Raw genomic sequence first — 1643 nt, 5'->3', positions numbered from 1 at the left:
GCCCCCGCCGGCGTCAGCAGGCGCGCGCGCCACGTCGAGAGTCCCTCCGCGCCACCCCGGCGACGCTCCGGCGGCAACGCCGCGTCGAAGCGCTCCCACGCCACCAGCAGCGCCAGCACGGACGGCGACACCCCGTCGCCCCGTCGGCGTGCCACCACCGCGCCGGGAACCCCCGTCCGGGCCCGACGCCGAGCCCCCGCCCGCAGCAGCGCCCACGCACCGACGGCCACCGCCACCAGCACCACGGCCAGCACCGTGCGCGCCACGGCGCTCGCCAGCAACCCGGCCACCGTGCGCTGCACCCACGACCACGCCCGCGCCGCCCACGACGGACGATCCCCCGCCACGAGCTGCGCACCCGCCGTCGGGTCCGACGTCGTCCACCCCTGCCCGGGGACCCACACCTCCACCCACGCGTGCGCGTCCGCACCGCGGAACACCCGCCGCCCACCGGCGTCGGTGCCGCCGGCGAAGCCCGTCACCAACCGCGCCGGGAAGCCCGCCGAGCGCAGCAGCACCACCTCCGCGCTCGCGAAGTGCTCGCAGAAGCCGATGCGGTCCTCGAAGAGGAACGCGTCCACCGCGTCCTCACCCCTCGCGGGCACCGGTGCGTCCAGGGAGTAGCGCGCGCTCGCGCGCAGGTGTTCGTTCACGGCCCGCGCCGTCGCAACCGGCCCGCGACCCGCCGCCAGGCGCACCCCGAGGTCGCGCACCCGCTGCGGCAGCGACGACGGCAGCTGCACCCACCGCTGCTCGTCCACCGGCGCCGTCGCGGCCCCCGATCCCGAGTCCACGCTCGACCCGAGCGTCGGGGTCTCCGAGGACGTCACCGTGTACGGGACCCCCACCGGCCCCAGCAACGCCGCGGTCCCCGACGGCACCACCCGCAGGTCCACCCCCGGCGACGACACCGCCACCGGCGCCCCGGCGCTGAGCAACGCGGGGTAGTCACCCGACACCGCCTCCACCACGTCCACCCGCTGCGGTCCCGTCGCGCCGTCCTCCCCGACCGCCGACCACTGCGACGACCCGTCCCCGGCCGAGCTCGGCCCCGACGACCACGACGCCACCGGCGCACCCGTCCACGTCCGCCCGTCGTAGGTGTCCAGCACCGCCGAACGCCACCACCCGGGGGAGGCCGCCGGCACGCTCACCAGTTCCGTCCGCGGCAGCTCACCGCGCGAGGACAGGTCCAGGTCACCGCCCGCGTAGGCCGCACCGGAGCGCGGATCCGCCGACGCCCGTTCCCCCGCACCGGAGGCCGTCGTCCGCCCCAGCGCGCCACCGGCCAACGAGGCCCCGCCACCCGCCGGCACCAGCAGGAACAGCAGCACCCCCGCCGTCCCGGCCGCCGCCACCGCCCGCAGCGTCCGCCGGCGCTGCGCCGCACCCCCGATCCGGTGCGGCACCGCTCCCGCGAAACCCACCAGCACCGCCGACCACACCACCACCAACGGGCCGACCAACGCCGCCACCGGCGACACTCCCGCCGCCGCCAGCGCCACCAGCACCGACAACCCCAGCACCAACCGCACCTCGCGCAACGAGCGGGCGCTCGCGAACTGGCGCACCGCCAGGCACAACGCCAGCACCGGCCACAGCGCGAAGACCCCCGAGCTCGACACCACCCCCGGCAGCCACAC

Annotated in this window: 1 protein-coding gene; it reads right to left on the bottom strand. The window is 77.7% G+C overall.

The window, feature by feature from the left end; genetic code table 11:
• The coding region (locus AC0I8G_RS25810) for a transglutaminase TgpA family protein (protein WP_471732495.1) at positions 1 to 1643 on the bottom strand (1643 nt) is incomplete at both ends.

This window comes from Kineococcus sp. AC630 (assembly GCF_979255925.1).
This window is presented reverse-complemented; position numbering and strand designations above follow the sequence as displayed.